General features: G+C 71.3%; 1 protein-coding gene. It reads left to right on the top strand.

The window, feature by feature from the left end; all coding sequences use genetic code 11:
* Window positions 1-1,222: acyltransferase domain-containing protein (locus AB0J64_RS57315; RefSeq protein WP_364047295.1), on the top strand; the 1,222-nt coding region annotated here is incomplete at both ends.

The raw sequence follows: 1,222 nt of genomic DNA on the forward strand, positions 1-1,222 counted from the left end.
TCGAAGGACACGGCACCGGCACCGCGCTGGGCGACCCGATCGAGGCGCAGGCGCTGCTGGCCGCCTACGGCCAGGACCGCCCATCACCGCTGTGGCTGGGCTCGGTGAAGTCGAACCTTGGGCATACCCAGGCGGCGGCCGGGGCGGCCGGCGTGATCAAGATGATCCTGGCGATGCGGCACGGACTGCTGCCCAAGACACTGCACGTGGATACGCCGTCGTCGAAGGTGGACTGGTCCGGCGGCGCGGTGGAGCTGCTGACCCAGCCCCAACCCTGGCCCCAGAACGCGGACCGGCCACGCCGGGCGGGAGTGTCCTCGTTCGGCATCTCAGGCACCAATGCTCATGTGATTTTGGAAGAGCCGCCCGCCGAGGAAGCGCTGGCCGGCGAGGGGGAGCCAACCGAGGCGGGACCGTCCGTTCCGGCTGGAACTGAAGACACAGCCGCGCTGGTGCCTGTGGTGGTGTCGGCCAAGAATGAAGCGGCGCTGCGGGCGCAGGCCGACCGGTTGGCCGGGTTCATGGCCGAGCACGACGACGCTGGTCCGGTGCAGGTGGCGGCCGGGCTGGCCCGCCGGGCCGCCCTGGAGCATCGGGCGGTACTGCCGGCGGCGGACCGGGAGAGTCTGCTGGCCGGACTGCGGGCACTAGCCGCCGGGGAACTGGAGCCGTCCTCGGTCATGGGCCGAGTGCGGCCCGGCCGGGTGGCGGTGCTGTTCTCCGGTCAGGGCGCCCAACGGCCTGGGATGGGCCGCGAGCTGTATAACGCCTTCCCGGTGTTCGCCCGCGCCTTCGACGAGACCTGCGCGCTGCTGGAAGCCGAACTCGCCACAGACGTGGTGACCGACCTGGCCGGTGGGTTGAGCCTGCGAGAGATCATCCTCGGCCAGGCCGGCGAGGCCGGTGGGGTGCTGGATCAGACAGTGTTCGCGCAAGCGGGGCTGTTCGCGGTGGAGACGGCGTTGTACCGGCTGCTGGAATCGCTGGGTGTCCGGCCCGATTTTGTGGCCGGGCATTCGCTGGGTGAGATCACCGCAGCGCATGTGGCCGGGGTGCTGGAGCTGGCCGATGCGTGCCGGTTGGTGGCCGCTCGTGGCCGGTTGATGCAGGCACTGCCCGCCGGGGGCGCGATGGCGGCGATCGGCTGCGGCGAAGAGGAGATCGCCCCGGTACTGGCCGGGCGTAACCAGATCTCGGTGGCCGCGATCAACGCGCCCGGCGC

Source organism: Nonomuraea sp. NPDC049695 (genome assembly GCF_040674955.1).
GTDB lineage: Bacteria > Actinomycetota > Actinomycetes > Streptosporangiales > Streptosporangiaceae > Nonomuraea > Nonomuraea helvata.